The sequence below is a fragment of the Arthrobacter sp. YD4 genome (assembly GCF_030410515.1).
In the GTDB taxonomy this organism is placed as follows: Bacteria; Actinomycetota; Actinomycetes; order Actinomycetales; family Micrococcaceae; genus Arthrobacter.
The window spans coordinates 280,000-295,332 of record NZ_JAUHHD010000002.1 but is presented as its reverse complement, the minus strand read 5'-3'; the positions used below and the strand labels follow the sequence as shown (position 1 = coordinate 295,332).

The window sequence follows — 15,333 nt, the reverse complement described above, 5'->3', positions numbered from 1 at the left end:
GCCATGCACCGCAGAAATTTTCTCAAGTTCGCCCTCGCCGGAGCCGGCGCCGCGTCCGCCACGGCCCTCACCGGCTGCGGCCTGGTCAACCCCGGCGGCGCCAACGCCGCCTCGGGCGGGAAGACCATCAAGATCATCGTCACCGAGTCCGCGCCGTACCAGGAGCCAACGAAGATCGCTAAGAAGCTCCTCGAGGCCAAGGGCTGGACGCTGGAGCCCACCTACGTCACGGACATCATCCAGCCCAACCTGGCGGTGGCGAACGGTGAATTCGACGCCAACTTCTTCCAGCACAACGCCTACCTGAAGCAGTTCAACCAGGACAAGGGCCTCTCCAACGTCGGCCTGTTCTACGTCTACAGCGCGCCCGGCGGGATCTGGTCGGACAAGTACAAGTCCCTCAGCGAGCTCCCCGACGGGGCCAAGATCGGCATCCCCGTGGACCCGGCCAACAACGGCCGCGCCCTGTTCATGCTCCGCGACGCCGGGCTGCTGGAGCTCTCCGACGCCACCGTCATCCACACCTCGCAGAAGAACATCACCGCCAACCCGAAGAAGCTGCAGTTTGTGGAAGTGGACCAGCAGTCCCTGGCCAAGACCCTCCCGGACGTCGACGCCGGCTTCCTGATCGCCCGGATGGCGGCCGACGCCAAGCACACCCGGGCCGACGCGCTGGCCTTCGAGCCCGACGCCAACCAGGTCCCCTTCCGGATCGTCGTTGCCGGCCGGCCCGAGTTCGCCGGCACGGAGAAGGCGGCCGCGCTGAAGGAGGCCTACCAGTCGCCCGGGGTCAAGGCCTGGTTCGCCGGCTACCAGAACGGAATCCTGCCCACCCCGTGGGACCAGGACCCGGCCGCCGACGCGGAGAAACTCTAGCCGGCCCGGGGAACAGGAGACGCGATGAGCACCTCAACAGAAACAACGACGACGGCGGGCGCCACCACGGAGCACGGCTACCAGGCACTGGCCGGGCGGTTCCGACCGGTCTTCGCCCGGATCGCCGAGGGCGCCCTGGACCGGGAGCGGGACCGCGTCCTGCCCTTCGAGCAGGTCCGCTGGCTCAACGAGGCCGGGTTCGGCCGGCTGCGGGTCCCCGTGGAACACGGAGGGGACGGGATCGGCTTCGACCCGTTCTTCCGGCTGCTGGTGGAACTGGCCGAGGCCGACTCCTCGGTGGCGCACCTGTACCGCTCGCACTTCGCGTTCGTGGAGACCGTGGGCCTGGAGGGTCCCGGCTTCCAGGACCGCTGGTACCCGCGGGTGGTGGCCGGCGAAATCTTCGGCAATGCGGCCACCGAACAGTCCGGCAACGTCCTCGGCGCCACCGGAACCACGCTGACCCCGTCCGGACCGGACTGGGTGCTCAACGGCCGGAAGTTCTACACCACCGGGACCATCTTCGCCCGGTGGATCGCCGTCACGGCCAGTACCGCGGGCCGGGAGGGCCGCCAATACGCCGTCGTCAGCACCACGGCGCCCGGGGTGGAGATTCTCGACGACTGGGACGGGTTCGGCCAGCAGCTCACCGGGACGGGCACCACAATCTTCCGCGACGTCGCCGTGCCCGCGGAGCACATCATCCAGCGCTCGGTGTCCACCACACACGAGCCGGCCTTCTTCCAGCTGGTCCTGCTGGCGGTGCTGGCCGGGATCGGGCGGGCGGCCCTGGCGGATGCGAAGGCACTGGTCCGGGACCGGAAACGCACCTTCAACACCGGCTCGGGTGAGCTGTTCCGGCACGACCCGCTGATCCTGCAACTCGTGGGGCAGCTCTCCGCCAAGGTCTTCGCCGCGGAGTCCGTGGTCCTGGCCGCCGCCCGCGAGCTCGACGCCGCCGCCGATCCGGGCCTGGACCTCGCCCCCGCCGAGCGGTACAGCAGGGGAGAAGCGGCCGTGGGGAAGGCGCAGCTGCTGGTCCCCGAGCTGGTGCAGTCGGCAGCCCAGCAGCTCTTCGACGTCACCGGCGCCTCCGCCACCTCGAAGGCCAAGGCACTGGACCGGCACTGGCGGAACGCCCGCACGGTGGCCACACACAACCCGGCGGTCTTCAAGGCCCGGATCCTGGGCGACTACGAGGTCAACGGGACCACACCGGAGGGGCTGCACAGCATCGGCGACGCGCCGAAGGCGCCGGCGGCGGGGGAGTAGCGTCCATCCAGCCGCGCCGCTTCAGCACACCGGGGAGACTTGGCCTCACCGCGGAGACCTGGCCTCCCGGGTTCGGGCTGCCCGATGTCCGGCCCCGGACGTAAGCTCGGACCATGGACGCGGACGCACTGCGAGAGATCTGCCTGGGCTTCCCCGGCGCCTTCGAGGACTACCCGTTCGGGCCCGAGACGGCCGTGTTCAAGGTCCGCGCCGCCATTGCCGGCGGGGCCCGGCACCAGGCGAAGGTCTTCGCCCTGTCCGCCATGGACCCGGAGGACTTCAGCGTGAGCCTCAAATGCGAACCGGCGCTCGCGGAACAGCTCCGGCAGGTGCACCCCGAGATCACCGGCGCCTGGCACCTGAACAAGCGGCACTGGAACGGTGTCCGGCTGGACGGTGCGCTGCCGAACGACATGATCCGGGACATGGTGGAGGATTCCTACGACCTGGTGGTGGCCACCCTGAGCCGGGCCCAACAGGCGCAACTGGGCTGGTCCCGGCTGGCACGGGGTGGGGACCGGGGCAACGACCGGATCGGGGACCGGCCGTGAGGGGCGGGGACCGGATCGCCGCGGGCGAGCTGACCTATTCCGGCGTCGGTGCCACCGAAAGCGGCCGGCTTCCCGCAGGTGGCCACGGCATCGTCACCCGGGCCCACATCGGCGACGGGGAGGCGGCCTACCGCCGGGCGGTGCACGGCCTGATGACCTGGCAGCTGCACCGCGGCGCGGGTCTGCGGGTCCGGGCCGAATCCGACGTCGCCCCCGGCGTCCGGGTGGTCAGCGGCTTCGGCGTCGGCCCGTTCCGCGTCGACGCCCCCTGCGAGGTGGTCTGGGTGCACCCGCCCCGCCCCGGGGCCGGCCCGCAGTCGGCCGGATTCGGTTACGGCACCCTGCCCGGGCACCCCGTCCGGGGCGAGGAGTCCTTCGAGATCTCGCTGGATGAGGCCGGCCGGGTGCTGATCACCATCACCGCCTTCGGTGTCCCGTCCACCTGGTTCTACGCCGCCGGCCGCCCCGTCACGGACCGGGCGCGCCGGCTGGTCACTTCCCGGTACGTTAGGAGTGCACAGGAACTGGCCGCCGGCGTGAACCGAGCAGGAGTGAGTGGATGCTGAACCAACAGAACCTGGACCTGATCTGGAACTTCGACAATCCCGGGCTCTCCGAAGCCCGCTTCCGGGAGGCACTGGAGGACCCGGCATTCGACGCCGATGAACGCGCCGAACTTGCCACCCAGCTGGGCCGGGCGATCGGGCTGCAGGGCCGGTACGAGGAAGCCGACGCACTGCTGGACGCGGTCGACGCCGACGAACCCACCGTGGCGGTGAGGGTCCTGCTCGAGCGCGGCCGGGTGCTCAACTCCGGCGGCCACCCCGAGATGGCCGTTCCCCTTTTCGAGCAGGCCGCGGAACTCGCGGACCACCTTGGCGAGGACTTCCTGGCCGTGGACGCGCTGCACATGCTGGCCATCGCGGACACCGCCCACGCCGAAACCTGGACCCGCAGCGCCCTCGAGTACGCCTCCACCGCCGGCGACGAACGCACCCGGCGGTGGCTGGTGGCACTGCACAACAACCTCGGCTGGTCGCTGCATGAGGCGGGCCGCTGCACCGAGGCTATGGTCGAATTCCAGCTGGCCGAGCAGTGGGCCGAACGGGTCGGCACGCCCCGGCAGCAGGAGCTCGCCCGGGCCGCCATCGGCGCCTGCTGACCGGCCCAACTGAAATACTGAAAGACCGTATCCGTACCGAAAGGGACCGTCCATGATCTTCATCGTCGTCAAATTCAAGGTCAAGCCCGACTGGTCCGAGCGCTGGCTCGGCCTCGTGGAGGACTTCACCTCCTCCACCCGCAAGGAAGCCGGCAACCTCTGGTTCGAGTGGTCACGCAGCGTCGAGGACCCGAACGAGTTCGTCCTCGTCGAGGCCTTCAAGGACGACGCCGCCGGAGACCACGTCAACAGCGCCCACTTCAAGAAGGCCATGGAGGATATGCCCCAGGCCCTGGTGGAGACGCCCCGGATCATCAGCCGCCAGATCGACGGCGACGGCTGGGACCGGATGGGCGAGCTCACCATCTAGCCCGGCCGCTACGCTGGGGCCATGTGGATCGGCTGGATTGAGTTCGACCTTCTGCTGGGCGACGTGCACAGCCTGAAGGAAAAACGGTCCGTGGTCCGGCCGCTACTGGCGGAGCTGAAGCGGCGCTTCGACATCTCCGTCACGGAGGCCGGATACCAGGACCAGTACCGCAGGGCCCTGGTGGGCGCCGGACTGGTCGCCGCGGACCGCGCCCACCTCATCGAGGTGCTGGCCGCCGTCGAACGCTTCGTCGCGGCCCGGCCGGAGGTCGAACTCCTCAGCGCCCGCCAGCGCGAACTCCGCAGCGACGACTAGGCCCGGCGCACGGCCTCAGGGCGCGGGGCTACGCGAGGTCAGGCGTCCCGGGACGTCGGGCCGCCGCCGTTGGGATCCTGGTCGTCCGCCTCCAGCAGGGCGGCCAGGGCGGCCAGTGCCGGAAGTGCATCCTCGATGGCCTGCTGCGAGGAATCGGGCAGCCGCCGGAGGGCGTCGCCCAGGCGGCGGTCATTGGCGTCCTGCCAGGCGGCGAGGACCGCGGCGCCCCGCTCGGTAAGGGTCAGCGTCACCGAACGCCGGTCACCCGGCCGGGTCAGCCGCTCCACCAGCCCCGACACCACCATCTGCTGGACCAGGTTGCTCACCGTGTTGACGGCCAGCCGCTGCCGCGAAGCCAGCCCGCTCACGCCGATTCCCGGTTCCTCGGCCAGCCGCTGCAGGACCTCCACCTGTGCCATCGGCAGCGCCTCCCAGGGAAACTCCTGCCGCACGCTGGAGCGCAGCACCCTGCGCAGGCGGGTGATCACGCCGGTCAGGGACCACGCGCCGGAGTCCCGGCGGGCCGCTGCCTCCGGTGCGGATTCCACGGCCCTCATCATCCGCCCAGTTTAGCCGGATACAGTCAGACCTAGAATAGTTCTGTGGCAGAACCAATTACCGTGCCGCGCACTTCTTAGACAGGACCGCCATGACCGCCGGAGATTCGTTTTTTCCGTCCCCGACCGTCAGCGCCTTCCACGTGGGACCGCTGACCATCCACTTCTATGCCCTCTGCATCCTGGCCGGCATCGCGGTGGCCATCTGGCTGGGGTCCCGCCGCTGGATCGCCCGCGGCGGCCTGCCAGGCCAGGTCCTGGACATCTGCGTCTGGGCGGTCCCGGCCGGGATCATCGGCGGCCGGATCTACCACGTCATCACGGACCCGGAGCTGTATTTCCTGCCCGGCCGGAACCCCTGGAATGCTTTTGCCATCTGGGATGGCGGGCTAGGCATCTGGGGAGCGATCGCGCTCGGCTGCGTGGGCGCCTGGATCGGCTGCCGCCGGGCCGGGGTGTCCTTCGTGGCCTTCCTGGATTCCGTGGCGCCCGGGGTGCTCTTTGCCCAGGCCCTCGGCCGCTGGGGCAACTGGTTCAACAACGAGCTCTACGGCGACCCCACCACCCTGCCGTGGAAGCTGCAGATCCACCAGATGGACGCCGCCGGAAACGCGGTCACCGATCCCTCCGGCGCCGTCGTGGTCCTGGGCTACTTCCAGCCGACCTTCCTGTACGAGTCGCTCTGGTGCGTCGCCGTGGCTCTCCTCATCCTCTTTCTGGACCGGCGGTTCAAGCTCGGTGCCGGCAGCGTGTTCGCCCTATACGTCGCCGGGTACACGGCGGGCCGCTTCGCCTTCGAACTGATGCGCTCGGACTACGCCAACCTGATCCTGGGGCTCCGGGTCAACACCTGGGTGGCCGCGCTGATCTTCCTGGGCGGAGCGGCGGGCTTCCTGCTGACCTTCCGCCGGAAGCGTTCGGTGGCGATCCCGGGCGCCGCGCCCGACGGCGGGGACGAGCCTCCCGCCGCCGACGCCCCCGCGACCCGGGAACATCCCGATGCCCGCTAGGCGATCCCTCTGGCGCGCGGTACTGGCCTTCATCGCGGCCGGGACCGTGTGCGGCGTGCTGGTGGCCGGTCTCTTTATCCCCGCCACCGCCATGGCGGGCGCGGTGGTCAGCGACTCGATCGGCATGTTCGACAAGCTCCCCGATGACTTGAACCTCAACGCCCCGCCGGCCACCTCCACCGTCCTGGCCAACGACGGTTCCGTCATCGCCTCCTTCTACGCGGAGAACCGGGCGCCGGTCAGCCTGGACAAGATGTCCCCCTTCATCAAGGACGGCATCGTCGCCATCGAGGACGCCCGTTTCTATCAGCACGGCGGCATCGACACCACCGGCATCCTGCGCGCCCTCGTCGCCACCGCGCAGGGTGGCCGCCAAGGAGCGTCCACCCTCACCCAGCAGTACGTCAACAACATGATCATCGAATCCCTCGTGGCGCAGGGGAAAAGCGAGGACGTCAAGCTCGGCTACGCCAAGACGGTGGGGGACAAGCTGCGGGAGATGAAGCTCGCGATCGCCCTGGAGAAGACCTACTCCAAGGACCAGATTCTGCAGGGCTACCTCAACGTGGTCTACTTCGGCAACGGCGCCTACGGGATCGACGCCGCCGCCCACGAATACTTCAACGTCAGCGCCGCGCAACTGACCCTGCCGCAGGCGGCGGCGCTGGCCGGCGTCGTCAACAGCCCGGTCTACTACGACCCGCTCACCCAGCCGGACCACGTGGTGTCCCGCCGCAACGAGGTCCTCGACAAGATGCTCCAGCAGGGCAAGATCAGCCAGGCCGACCACGACGCGGCGGTGCAGGCACCGATCGGCCTCAACGTCCACCCGGCCAGCCAGGGCTGCGCCGGTGCCGTCTCCGCGCCCTACTTCTGCGACTACGTCCAGCGGCTGATCCTCAACGACCCGGCCTTCGGGCCCGACGAGGACGCCCGGAAGAAGCTGCTCTACCTGGGCGGACTGACCATCCGCACCACCCTGGACCCGGCGCTGCAAAAGGTGGCCCAGGACCAGGTCAACGCCTCCATGTCCGCCACCGACCCGCTGCAGCGCGGGGCGTCCCTGGTCAGCGTCCAGCCCGGCACCGGCAAGGTGCTGACCATGGCGCAGAACACCAACTACAACCCCACGGCGGGTCCGGGCAACTACACCGGCAACTTCGCGCTGCCCGAACGGGACGCCAACGGCCAGCCCCTCGATGGCGCCGGCGGCTTCCAGATCGGCTCCACCATGAAGCCGTTCGTCTTCGCCGAGTGGCTGCGCGCCGGCAAGTCCATGGGCACTGTCCTGGACGGCGCGGTGCGCCTCTACCGGCCCGGCTACCCCTGGCAGAACTCCTGCGGCCGCACCACCGGATCCTATGACCCGGCGGCAGGGACGCAGCTCCTGCCCAACGACGACGCGAACCACTACGTCAGGATGAGCGTCCTCCAGGGCCTCTACCAGTCGATCAACACCATCACCTTCCAGTCCGCCGCGCAGCTGGACTTCTGCAACATCCAGAAAATGGCGACGGCGGCCGGCGTCGCCGACGGACACACCAACAAGCCCTACGACGTTTCCAGCATCGCCAGCCTGATCGGCACCCAGGACGTCGCCCCGCTGACCATGGCCGACGCCTACGCCACGTTCGCCGCCGGCGGCAAGCACTGCGACCCGATCGCCCTCGAATCGGTGACCGGCCCGCACGGCAAGGCCTACCCGGTCCCGGACGCGCACTGCCAGCAGGCCATCGATCCTGACGTCGCGGCCGGGGTGACCTACGCGCTGAAGAACGTGCTGACCCGGGGCTCCGGCTACAACATCCCGGTTTCCAAGGCCACGGACATCTTCGCCAAGACCGGCACCACGGACGGCAACACCATGACCTGGACCGTGGGCGGCACCTCCGGGATCGCCACGGCCTCCTGGTTCGGCAGCTACCAGGGCATCGGGCCGCGCTGGGTGAACCAGGACATCACCATCAACGGCCGCTACTACGTGGGCGTGGACGGCGCGGACATCGCCGGCGGCCAGTGGGGCCGGCTGATGGACGCCGCGGCCCAGCGCTACCCCGGCGAAAAGTTCGCCACGCCCCCGGCGTCGATGACCCGCTGAGCGCCGGACGCCGCCTGACCGGAGGCAGCGTTTAACTGAACGGCCGCCCCTCCAGTGGAGGGGCGGCCGTTCAGTTCAGGCGGTGGGTGAGCGTCAGCCGAAGTACTTCGGCAGTGTCCCCTCGTGCGCCTCGCGGAGCGCGTCCAGGCTCAGGGTGTCCACGCCGTTGATCTCCAGCGTGCCGCCCTCGGCGTCGACGACGCCGATCCGGACGTGCGCGAAGCCGCGGGCGGTGCACATGTCCTTGAAGCGGATCTCCTCCGAGCGGGGCACGGCCACGACGGCGCGCGCCTGCGACTCGGAGAACAGCGCGGTGAAGAGGTCCACGCCGTCGCGGTCCATGACGTCCTGCAGCGAGATCCGGGCGCCGACGCCGTAGCGCAGCGAGGATTCCACCAGGGCCGCGGCGAGGCCGCCCTCGGAGACGTCGTGGGCGGAGTCCACCATGCCGTCGCGGGAGGCGTTGATCAGGATCTGGCCCAGCTCGCGCTCGGCGGCGAGGTCAACCTTCGGCGGCCGGCCGCCCAGGTGGCCGCGCATGTTGGCCCATTCGGACCCGTCCAGTTCGGAACCGGTGGTGCCGAGGAGGTAGATCGCCTGGCCGTCCTCACGCCAGCCCGACGGCGTGCGGCGGGCGACGTCGTCGAGCTTGCCCAGCACCGCCACCACGGGGGAGGGGTGGATGGGGGTGGTGCCGGTCTGGTTGTAGAGCGAGACGTTGCCGCCGGTGACCGGGATGCCGAGCTCCATGCAGGCGTCGGAGAGGCCGCGGATGGCTTCGGCGAGCTGCCACATGACGTCCGGGTCCTCGGGGGAACCGAAGTTCAGGCAGTCGCTGACGGCCATCGGGATGGCGCCGGAGGTGGCCACGTTGCGGTACGCCTCGGCCAGGGCCAGCTGCGCGCCCTGGTACGGGTCCAGGTAGGTGTAGCGGCCGTTGGCGTCGGTGGCCAGGGCCACGCCCAGGCCGGTCTCCTCGTCCACCCGGACCACGCCGGCGTCGTCCGGGAACGCCATGGCGGTGTTGCCGCCGACGTACCGGTCGTACTGGTTGGTGATCCAGGCCTTGCTGCACATGTTCGGCGAGGCCACCAGCTCGGTGACGGCCGCAGCGAGCTCGGACGGGGCGGCCGGGCGGCCGGCGTCCTGCACGGAGCCGGTGAAGGCATCCGCCTGGACGGAGTCCTGCCACTCGGGACGGGCGTAGGGGCGGTCGTAGACCGGGCCGTCGTGGGCGACGGTGCGCGGGTCGACGTCGACGATCACTTCGCCGTCCCAGGTGATGATCAGGCGGCCGGTGTCGGTCACCTCGCCCAGCCAGGAGTACTCCACGGCCCACTTGTCCATCACGGCCTCGAACGCCTCGACGTTCTCGGGGGTGACCACGGCCATCATGCGTTCCTGCGACTCGGACATCAGGATTTCGCCCGGGGTCAGGGTGGGGTCGCGCAGCAGCACGGAGGTCAGCTCGACCTGCATGCCGCCGTCGCCGTTGGACGCCAGTTCGGAGGTGGCGCAGGAGATGCCCGCAGCGCCGAGGTCTTGGATGCCCTCCACCAGGGAACCCTTGAAGAGCTCCAGGCAGCACTCGATCAGGACCTTCTCCGCGAACGGGTCGCCCACCTGCACGGCCGGACGCTTGGAGGGCTTGGTGTCGTCGAAGGACTCGGACGCCAGCACGGACGCGCCGCCGATTCCGTCGCCGCCGGTGCGGGCACCGAACAGGACAACCTTGTTGCCCTTGCCGGAGGCGTTGGCGAGGCGGATGTCCTCATGCCGCATGACGCCGACGGCGAGGGCGTTGACCAGCGGGTTGCCCTGGTAAACGGAGTCGAAGACCATCTCCCCGCCGATGTTCGGCAGGCCCAGGGAGTTACCGTAGCCGCCGATGCCGGCCACGGCGCCGTGCATGACGCGGGCGGTGTCCGGGTGGTCGATCGCGCCGAAGCGCAGCGGGTCCATGACGGCCACGGGGCGGGCGCCCATCGAGATGATGTCGCGGACGATCCCGCCGATGCCGGTCGCGGCGCCCTGGTAAGGCTCCACGAAGGAGGGCGAGTTGTGCGACTCGATCTTGAAGGTCACGGCCCAGCCGTCGCCGAGGTTGGTGACACCGGCGTTCTCGCCGATGCCCACTAGCATGTCCTTCTTCATCTCCTCGGTGACCTTCTCGCCGAACTGGCGCAGGTGGTTCTTGGAGGACTTGTAGGAGCAGTGCTCGCTCCACATGACGGAGTACATGGCCAGCTCGGCGCCGGTGGGGCGGCGGCCGAGGACCTTGACAACCTCGTCGAACTCGTTCTGCTTCAGGCCCAGCTCGGCCCAGGGCAGCTCGGTGTCCGGGGTCCTGGCCGCGTTCTCCACCGTGTCGATGTTGAACTTCTTGCCGGACTCCGCGGGCTTGGCCACGGCGGGGGTCTCGGTCATTTGTTGTCTCCCACGATCTTGTTCAGGACAGAGGTGAAAAAGCCCAGGCCCTCGGTGCCGGAGCCGTTCTCCGGACCGAAGCCCGCCTCGATGGCGTGCTCGGGGTGCGGCATGAGGCCCACCACGTTGCCCGCCTCGTTGGTGATGCCGGCGATGTCGCGGCGGGAGCCGTTCGGGTTCCAGCCGACGTAGCGGAACACCACGCGGTTCTCGGCTTCCAACGCGTCGAGGGTCTTCTCGTCCGCGATGTACTGGCCGTCCTGGTTCTTCAGCGGAACGGTGATTTCCTGGCCGGCGGTGTAGTCGCCGGTCCACGCCGTGGCGGTGTTCTCCACGCGGAGGACCTGGTCGCGGCAGAGGAACTTCAGGTGGTCGTTCTTGATCATGGAGCCGGGCAAAAGGTGCGACTCGGTGAGGATCTGGAAGCCGTTGCAGATGCCCAGGACCGGCAGGCGGGCCTCGGAGTTGGCGGCGTCGATGATCTTCGACATGAGCGGGGCGAACCGGGCGATCGCGCCGGCGCGCAGGTAATCACCGTAGGAGAAACCGCCGGGGATCACGACGGCGTCGACGTCGGCCAGGGTGGTGTCCGCGTGCCAGAGGGCCACGGGGGTGGCGCCGGCCAGCCGGACGGCGCGGGCGGCGTCGCGGTCATCGAGGGTGCCGGGGAAGGTGACGACGCCGATCCTTGCGCCAGCGAGCCGGGGCTCGGCGGCGATCGCGACGGCCTCGCCGATCAGGGGTTGTTCAGTCATTTCAGGCCTCGACGACCTCGACGTTGACGACATCCTCGATCACCGGGTTGGAGAGCAGGGTCTCCGCGGCGTTCCGGGCCTGGGCCAGGATCTCCTCGGTCACCTCGCCGTCGACGGTGAGTTCGAAACGCTTGCCCTGGCGGACGCCGCTGAAGGCGGTGAATCCGAGGCGGGGCAGCGCTCCGACGATCGCCTTCCCCTGCGGGTCCAGAATCTCGGGCTTGGGCATGACGTCGACAACGATCCGGGGCATCCGGCAACTCCTGTGCGTGAGCGTTGGGTAAGGGCGCAGCGGAGTGGTGCCGTCTCACGCCGGTCCCGCTGTGATGAAACAGGAATGTTCCAGGACGGCGTGGTTCGGGCGCTCCGCGAGCTTGCACGCTTATTCTACCGGGCCTGCTCCGCCGGGCGTATTCGTGACCGCTGGAGCCTGGCTGGCCCTGTGCGCGCGGATGTCCGGGGACGCCATGGGGCGTCCCCGGACAGCTCACAGGACGGTTAGTCCTTTACTGGGGCCGTTGCTTAGGCCGACCGCTTGAGCCGCATACCGAGCAACATCAGCAGTCCCGCGCCGAGGAACAGGCCCGCGAGCCATAGTGCGTTGGCGTTGGCTCCGGTGTAGGCGAGCGTGGTGGCCCCGGCGGGGACACCTGACGGCGCCGAGGCGGCGGACACGATGACCTGCGAGGTACCGGTGGCGCCCTGGTTTCCGGGCTGGACGGCGGCAGGCGTCTCCGCCGCCGGGGGAGTAACCACTGGCGGTGTGACGACCGGCGGGGTAACCACCGGGGGAGTCACGACCGGCGGGGTGACCGTGGGCGGGTTGCCCGTTGTGGCCGCAGAGCCGCCGCCGACGCCCACCGAAGTGGCGCCGAGCGAGATCGGCGCGCTGATGGGTGCGGTGATCTGGGTTCCGGAGAGAATGCCGCCCGCGCCCGTCGTTGCAGGACCCGATGCGGGGCCCGCTGCTGCCTGGCCCGTGCTGCCGGAACCCGTGGTGGCGGTGGCGTCGCCCAGTGCTCCCACGGAGGTGGCGCCGAGGTTGATCGGTGCGCTGATGAGCGCGGTGACCTGGGTGCCGGAGAGGATTCCGTCCGCCCCGGTGGTTGTCGGACCCGCGGAGGTGGATCCGGCCGGTGCGGTCCCGGTAGTGGTTCCGCCGGTGGTGGCGGTGGAGTCGCCCAGTGCGCCCGCGGAGGTGGCGCCGAGGTTGATCGGGACCGTGACTGGTGCGGTGACCTGGGTGCCGGAGAGGATTCCGTCCGCCCCGGTGGTGGTCGGACCCGCGGAGGTGGATCCGGCCGGTGCGGTACCGGCGGTGGTTCCGCTGGTGGCGGTGGAGTCGCCCAGTGCGCCCACCGAGGTGGCGCCGAGGTTGATCGGGACCGTGACCGGTGCGGTGACCTGGGTGCCGGAGAGGATTCCGTCCGCCCCGGTGGTGGAGGTTGCTCCAGTGGGCGTGGATCCGGTGGGAGCCGCCGGTGCGGCCCCGGTGGTGGGCCCGCCGGTGGTGGCGGTGGAGTCGCCCAGCAGTCCCAGGGACGTCGCCCCGAGATTGACCGGAATCGAAATCGGCGCGGTGACCTGGGTGCCGGAAAGGAGTCCGTCCGAGCCGGTGGTGGTCGTGTCGGCCGCTGAGGCGGCCGTGCTTCCGAGGGCCAGCAGGCCGCCGGCGAAGAGGGTGCCGAGCAGGCCTCGGCGAAGGTTTTGATGCATGACAAAGTCTCCTGAAAAAGTGGTTGAGCGGCCGCTGGGGCCGTGGATGCCGTGGCCGCGCCCGGGCGCGGCAGGGCTCAACTAGTCAGGAGACGACCCCGGGTCAAAGGACACCGGGGAGGGCGGCGCGAGCAGGTCTCCCCGCGCCGGAATGTTGAGGGCGCCCGCGAGGTGCAGGCGGAAGCTGGAGAGCCAGGCAGGGTTGGCGTTACCGCCGGAGAGTGCGCCGGATCCTGAGCCGCTGCCGGGAGCCCCTGGTGCGGGGTCCGGGGCGCCCGGCGCCCACTCATCGGCCGGATCATCGGCGAGGGACATCATTGGGGTCTCAGCGTGGTTCGGCGCCGCAGACTGCTTGCAGGGTATCGCGGAGACCGTCGCCGCGACGGCGTCCCGGGCTGCGGCCGAAGCGGCAGGGGCAGGCTCTATGTCCGCAGAGGGGCTCTGGGTGCTGCCCGTAACGGCTTCGGCCGGAGGGTCGAGGGTTGCCGCCACGGCAGCCCCGCCGGGCAGTTCCGATGGGAGGGCCGGCAGTTCCGACGGGACGGCGGGCAGCGCCGGAGGCGTGACGACGGCGGCAACCGGCCCGGTCACGGTGCCAAGGACAGGGCCCACGCCGTCGACGACGGACGCGACGGCAGAGTCAGCGGAGACCACGACGGCGGACACGGCACTGTCCGCGAGGCCCAGGACAGGGTCTGTGACCGGAGTCAGCGGCGGGAGCATGAGGGCCGAACCGACCACCGGAACGTCGGCCACCGGGACTGTTGCCGCCAGGGCATCCGCCCGGGACGACACCCCACCGGCCAGAGGCTGCAGCTTCGGCACCACGGAGAGAAGCCCCGGTGCGGGAGCGTCACCGTTGGGCCGGGAAGCCAGCGGGAGTTCGACGGCCACATCGGGAGCGGCGATCGCCGTTACGGTGGACAGGACCTGCCCGGCGAGCGGCCCTCGGTCGGTGGGGGCGTCGGCAGAGGCTGCCGTGGCCGAGATGGCAAGCCACGAGGTCGCGGCGGCAGCCGCGAGGAGCACTGGCCGGACCACGCGCCACAAGGGCCGTGAACTTTCCATCTCAAAACACCTCCCCCACGGAGCAGCGATATGCAAGTGAACCCAGCATACGGATGATGAAGGAGTAATTTCCAGAGATTTCTGTAGAAAGTCTGGCAAATGGATTAAAGGCAGCGAGCACTCCTCTTCCGCCCGGCGAGGCACCTTCGTCCAGTCAGGGCGGGGCGGTGAAATGACGCTCGCGCCGAATGCTGGCCGAGGCACCCCGGGAAGCCGTCGCGGACCAGGCATGAACAAAACCGGGAGGCGTCCCCCAAGGACGCCTCCCGGTTTACTGCAGTGGTGCGCTGGTTAGCCCTTGAACGCGTCCTTGACGTTTTCGCCGGCCTTCTTCACCGAGGCCTTCGCCTGGTCGGCCTGGCCCTCGGCCTCGAGCTCTTCGTTGTGGGTGGCCTTGCCCACCGTTTCCTTCAGCTTTCCGCCTGCGGATTCAGCTGCGTTCTGGATCTTGTCTCCGATACCCATGATGTACACCTTCCTTGTTCGTTGCTGCGGTTACGTACTTCTGTGCATTCACCCCGGCGGGGGGAGTTCTGTGTGCAGACCTACTTAGCGGCCTGTGCGGCCTGACGTGCGGCCTAGCGGCGCGCAGGGGGCTGTGTGCCCCCGCGGCGGCCCAGCCGTCCCCTGAGCCAGCCGGCCAGCGCCGTGACAACTGCTGCAATGATCTTGTTGCGCATGGTTCTCTCTTCCGTGGTCGGGAGAGCGCCGGATTGAATCGCTCTATATAGGTAAAGACGCGCCCCGGCGGCGGATCGTCACGGTCCGGTCCTGACTTTTCTGGAGAAAATTTGCCGTGACCTTGACGGGGCCGATCAGTAGGATGAGCGCATGGCTCAGAATCCCAGGTCCGTGGTCCTTCCCGTGGTCGCCGCCGCCGTCTTTGCGGGCCTCGGCCGGATGGTCCTGCAGAAGGTCCTGGCCGACCGAGCCGCCCGCGAGACGAATGTTGCCGGGCCGCTGGATGAGAAGACCAGGGCCTGGATCAGCGAGGTTGTGCGGACGCCCCGCCAGTAGCGGATCGGACCACCCCAAGACCCTCCGCGGAGGGCACAAAGAGACTGCCAATACCGAAATCCGGACGGTCGCAGACCGCCCGGATTCCGCGCGCCCCAACCGCGACAAGAGTTGTCGAATCGTTTGACCAAAGTTAATT

17 protein-coding genes are annotated in these 15,333 nt (G+C 69.4%); 10 read left to right on the top strand and 7 right to left on the bottom strand.

All coding sequences use genetic code 11. The features are described from left to right. Positions 1 to 3 precede the first annotated feature (3 nt). From QWJ39_RS05715 to QWJ39_RS05685, 7 genes are all read left to right on the top strand, one after another. Positions 4 to 876, top strand: a complete 873-nt coding sequence (locus QWJ39_RS05715; protein ID WP_290256758.1) for a MetQ/NlpA family ABC transporter substrate-binding protein — start codon at positions 4 to 6, stop codon at positions 874 to 876. A 24-nt stretch (positions 877 to 900) separates the two neighbouring features. Beyond that, positions 901 to 2,148 carry an acyl-CoA dehydrogenase family protein gene (locus tag QWJ39_RS05710; RefSeq protein ID WP_290256757.1) on the top strand — a complete coding sequence of 416 codons (1,248 nt, stop codon included), beginning with the start codon at positions 901 to 903 and terminating at the stop codon, positions 2,146 to 2,148. A gap of 113 nt (positions 2,149 to 2,261) precedes the next feature. Beyond that, positions 2,262 to 2,699: an MmcQ/YjbR family DNA-binding protein gene (locus tag QWJ39_RS05705; protein WP_290256756.1), complete on the top strand. Its 438-nt coding sequence runs from the start codon at positions 2,262 to 2,264 to the stop codon at positions 2,697 to 2,699. Next, complete coding sequence (locus QWJ39_RS05700) at positions 2,696 to 3,265, top strand: DUF1990 domain-containing protein (RefSeq protein ID WP_290256755.1); 570 nt, start codon at positions 2,696 to 2,698, stop codon at positions 3,263 to 3,265. Before QWJ39_RS05705 ends, QWJ39_RS05700 begins: the two co-directional genes overlap by 4 nt. Then, complete coding sequence (locus QWJ39_RS05695; RefSeq protein WP_290256754.1) at positions 3,259 to 3,861, top strand: hypothetical protein; 603 nt, start codon at positions 3,259 to 3,261, stop codon at positions 3,859 to 3,861. The genes QWJ39_RS05700 and QWJ39_RS05695 overlap by 7 nt, the downstream gene beginning before the upstream one ends. Before the next feature lie 52 nt (positions 3,862 to 3,913). Then, positions 3,914 to 4,231, top strand: coding sequence for a putative quinol monooxygenase (locus QWJ39_RS05690; RefSeq protein WP_290256753.1), 318 nt, complete (start codon positions 3,914 to 3,916; stop codon positions 4,229 to 4,231). 21 nt (positions 4,232 to 4,252) lie between these two features. Further along, on the top strand, positions 4,253 to 4,546 hold the full coding sequence (locus tag QWJ39_RS05685) for a DUF503 domain-containing protein (protein WP_290256752.1): 294 nt from the start codon (positions 4,253 to 4,255) through the stop codon (positions 4,544 to 4,546). Between the two features lie 38 nt (positions 4,547 to 4,584). On the opposite strand, the gene QWJ39_RS05680 is transcribed toward QWJ39_RS05685, so the two are convergent. Then, a complete protein-coding gene (locus tag QWJ39_RS05680; RefSeq protein WP_290256751.1) occupies positions 4,585 to 5,106 on the bottom strand; it encodes a MarR family transcriptional regulator in 522 nt (173 codons plus the stop codon). 89 nt (positions 5,107 to 5,195) lie between these two features. Here QWJ39_RS05680 and lgt point away from each other — a divergent pair, with 89 nt between their 5' ends. Both lgt and QWJ39_RS05670 read left to right on the top strand, forming a co-directional pair. Further along, positions 5,196 to 6,113, top strand: a complete 918-nt coding sequence (gene lgt, locus QWJ39_RS05675) for a prolipoprotein diacylglyceryl transferase (protein WP_290256750.1) — start codon at positions 5,196 to 5,198, stop codon at positions 6,111 to 6,113. After that, a complete protein-coding gene (locus QWJ39_RS05670; protein WP_290256749.1) occupies positions 6,103 to 8,211 on the top strand; it encodes a transglycosylase domain-containing protein in 2,109 nt (702 codons plus the stop codon). Before lgt ends, QWJ39_RS05670 begins: the two co-directional genes overlap by 11 nt. A 93-nt stretch (positions 8,212 to 8,304) precedes the next feature. Here QWJ39_RS05670 and purL read toward each other — a convergent pair whose 3' ends face one another. The 6 genes from purL to QWJ39_RS05640 all read right to left on the bottom strand — a co-directional run bounded on the left by purL (position 8,305) and on the right by QWJ39_RS05640 (position 14,642). Further along, on the bottom strand, positions 8,305 to 10,638 hold the full coding sequence (gene purL / locus QWJ39_RS05665; RefSeq protein WP_290256748.1) for a phosphoribosylformylglycinamidine synthase subunit PurL: 2,334 nt from the start codon (positions 10,636 to 10,638) through the stop codon (positions 8,305 to 8,307). After that, a complete protein-coding gene (gene purQ, locus QWJ39_RS05660) occupies positions 10,635 to 11,393 on the bottom strand; it encodes a phosphoribosylformylglycinamidine synthase subunit PurQ (RefSeq protein WP_290256747.1) in 759 nt (252 codons plus the stop codon). The genes purL and purQ overlap by 4 nt, the downstream gene beginning before the upstream one ends. A gap of 1 nt (position 11,394) precedes the next feature. After that, the gene (gene purS, locus QWJ39_RS05655; RefSeq protein WP_290256746.1) at positions 11,395 to 11,646 is read right to left on the bottom strand and encodes a phosphoribosylformylglycinamidine synthase subunit PurS; all 252 of its coding nucleotides are present in this window, start codon (positions 11,644 to 11,646) and stop codon (positions 11,395 to 11,397) included. Between the two features lie 269 nt (positions 11,647 to 11,915). Beyond that, entirely contained in the window at positions 11,916 to 13,109 is a 1,194-nt protein-coding gene (locus QWJ39_RS05650; RefSeq protein ID WP_290256745.1) for a chaplin family protein, read from the bottom strand. A gap of 81 nt (positions 13,110 to 13,190) precedes the next feature. After that, positions 13,191 to 14,177, bottom strand: a complete 987-nt coding sequence (locus QWJ39_RS05645; protein WP_290256744.1) for a hypothetical protein — start codon at positions 14,175 to 14,177, stop codon at positions 13,191 to 13,193. Between the two features lie 291 nt (positions 14,178 to 14,468). Beyond that, positions 14,469 to 14,642 (bottom strand): CsbD family protein, encoded by a 174-nt coding sequence (locus tag QWJ39_RS05640; RefSeq protein ID WP_290256743.1) that lies wholly within the window; start codon positions 14,640 to 14,642, stop codon positions 14,469 to 14,471. A gap of 366 nt (positions 14,643 to 15,008) precedes the next feature. Between QWJ39_RS05640 and QWJ39_RS05635 the strand changes: the two genes are divergently transcribed. Then, entirely contained in the window at positions 15,009 to 15,194 is a 186-nt protein-coding gene (locus QWJ39_RS05635) for a hypothetical protein (protein ID WP_290256742.1), read from the top strand. Positions 15,195 to 15,333: the final 139 nt, after the last annotated feature.

Bases quoted from the DNA above. Each gene is read 5' to 3' on its own strand.
- QWJ39_RS05715 (WP_290256758.1), top strand. From the start codon at position 4: ATGCACCGCAGAAATTTTCTCAAGTTCGCCCTCGCCGGAGCCGGCGCC.
- QWJ39_RS05710 (WP_290256757.1), top strand. From the start codon at position 901: ATGAGCACCTCAACAGAAACAACGACGACGGCGGGCGCCACCACGGAG.
- QWJ39_RS05705 (WP_290256756.1), top strand. From the start codon at position 2,262: ATGGACGCGGACGCACTGCGAGAGATCTGCCTGGGCTTCCCCGGCGCC.
- QWJ39_RS05695 (WP_290256754.1), top strand. From the start codon at position 3,259: ATGCTGAACCAACAGAACCTGGACCTGATCTGGAACTTCGACAATCCC.
- QWJ39_RS05690 (WP_290256753.1), top strand. From the start codon at position 3,914: ATGATCTTCATCGTCGTCAAATTCAAGGTCAAGCCCGACTGGTCCGAG.
- QWJ39_RS05685 (WP_290256752.1), top strand. From the start codon at position 4,253: ATGTGGATCGGCTGGATTGAGTTCGACCTTCTGCTGGGCGACGTGCAC.
- QWJ39_RS05680 (WP_290256751.1), bottom strand. From the start codon at position 5,106: ATGATGAGGGCCGTGGAATCCGCACCGGAGGCAGCGGCCCGCCGGGAC.
- lgt (WP_290256750.1), top strand. From the start codon at position 5,196: ATGACCGCCGGAGATTCGTTTTTTCCGTCCCCGACCGTCAGCGCCTTC.
- QWJ39_RS05670 (WP_290256749.1), top strand. From the start codon at position 6,103: ATGCCCGCTAGGCGATCCCTCTGGCGCGCGGTACTGGCCTTCATCGCG.
- purL (WP_290256748.1), bottom strand. From the start codon at position 10,638: ATGACCGAGACCCCCGCCGTGGCCAAGCCCGCGGAGTCCGGCAAGAAG.
- purQ (WP_290256747.1), bottom strand. From the start codon at position 11,393: ATGACTGAACAACCCCTGATCGGCGAGGCCGTCGCGATCGCCGCCGAG.
- purS (WP_290256746.1), bottom strand. From the start codon at position 11,646: ATGCCCCGGATCGTTGTCGACGTCATGCCCAAGCCCGAGATTCTGGAC.
- QWJ39_RS05650 (WP_290256745.1), bottom strand. From the start codon at position 13,109: ATGCATCAAAACCTTCGCCGAGGCCTGCTCGGCACCCTCTTCGCCGGC.
- QWJ39_RS05645 (WP_290256744.1), bottom strand. From the start codon at position 14,177: ATGGAAAGTTCACGGCCCTTGTGGCGCGTGGTCCGGCCAGTGCTCCTC.
- QWJ39_RS05640 (WP_290256743.1), bottom strand. From the start codon at position 14,642: ATGGGTATCGGAGACAAGATCCAGAACGCAGCTGAATCCGCAGGCGGA.
- QWJ39_RS05635 (WP_290256742.1), top strand. From the start codon at position 15,009: ATGGCTCAGAATCCCAGGTCCGTGGTCCTTCCCGTGGTCGCCGCCGCC.